The 1,443-nt window shown below is 72.2% G+C and carries 1 protein-coding gene and 1 pseudogene; both read left to right on the top strand.

Features of this window, described 5'->3' with window-relative positions:
- Positions 1 to 222 precede the first annotated feature (222 nt).
- Positions 223 to 1,152, top strand: coding sequence for a hypothetical protein (locus tag ABT093_RS40890; RefSeq protein WP_350572587.1), 930 nt, complete (start codon positions 223 to 225; stop codon positions 1,150 to 1,152).
- Between the two features lie 109 nt (positions 1,153 to 1,261).
- Positions 1,262 to 1,443, top strand: a pseudogene (locus ABT093_RS40885) (hypothetical protein); the annotation flags it as partial.

The following is a 1,443-nucleotide window of genomic DNA, read 5'->3' as shown; positions in this document are numbered from 1 at the left end:
GCCCCCTTGTCCGCGCACCGCACCGCACCCCTTGTCCGCGCACCCCTTGTCCGCGCACCGCGCCACACCGCACCCCTTGTCCGCGCACCCCTTGTCCAGCCGGACCACATCGGCGTTTCCCCTGGACCGCACCGGCCGCGGAAGTCGATCAGGCCGCGGACAAGGGGGGTGCGAAGAGCGTGAGCGACATCAGCCAGATGACGCGAAAGGACGGGCACGGACGTGGCCACCAAGAACCGCACCGCCTCTGCCACCGCTCTCTCCGGGTCCGGGTACGGCGCCCTGCAGCGCATGAACCGCGACTGGGAGGTCCTCGGCCGCGACCCCCGCGCCGCCGACCGGATCCTTCGCTGGTCGGAGGAGGACGACCAGCTCGCCGGCGTCCGTACTCCCCAGGACGTCGTCGAGCGCCTGGTCCGGCTCTTCCGCCGCGGTGACTGGGCCGGCCACGACCAGGCCCTGGCCGCGCTGCTGCGGCGGGCGACGGCGGCCGACTTCGACGGCGAGGTGGCCTGGCGGGTCGCCGTCCGGATCTTCCTGCCCAAGGCGATCTTGATGGCCAAGACCCAGCTGCGGCCCGGAGTCGACTGGGAGGTCATCTTCAGCACGGTCCTGAGCGCGCTGTTCGAGGTGGTGCGCACCTACCCGCTGGAGCGTCGTCCCCGGGCGATCTTCGCGAACCTGTCGATGGACACGCTGATGCTGGCCCAGAGCACGCTGGCCGACGACTTCGACGACCGCCGCGAGCTCCGCAAGATCACCCGGTCGCTGGCGCCGCTGGCCGGCGACCCGCAGGTGCCGCTGATCGGCACCGAGTCGCCGGACCCCCTCCTGCAGTTCGAGCTCGCCGACCTCCTGGCGCACGCCGCCGAGCTCGAGCTCGTCAGCCAGGACGAGCCGGAGCTGACCGACGGCGAGGCCCGTACCGAGCTCCTGGCCCTGGTCATGTGGGCGGTCGAGATCCGGGCGCTGAAGGTCTCCGACGCCCAGCGGATCACGGAGTACTACCTCAGCACCTCGCTCGACCCCGACCAGGCGTTCCGCACCACCCGCGCCATGGGGGCCGAAGGCGCCCGGCTCCGCCAGCGCGCCAGCCGGGCGGTCCGCCCGCTGCGCGACGCCGATCTGAACGGCTACCTCGCCACCGTCTGAAGTTCCCGGCCGCCGACCGTCACACCGCGGCCCCGATCGACACCTCTAGTGGCGATCCGCATCCACGACCTCTTCCCGCCCAGCCCATCACCGAGACCGGGAGTACAACGTGTCCACTTCCCTCGCCGGCCCGCACGGACCCTCCGACTCTCTCCTTGACGAGGACGAGACCCGCGTCGCCCGAGCCCGCCGCCAGCTGACCGAGCTGGGCACCGCGCTCGTCCTTGCCCCGTTCGACCGCGGCGTGCACCAGGCCCTGCGCCGTTTCATGGAGCGCGACTCCGAGCCCGC

Origin of the sequence: Kitasatospora sp. NPDC002551 (assembly GCF_040296005.1) — a bacterium.
GTDB lineage: Bacteria > Actinomycetota > Actinomycetes > Streptomycetales > Streptomycetaceae > Kitasatospora.
This window is presented reverse-complemented; position numbering and strand designations above follow the sequence as displayed.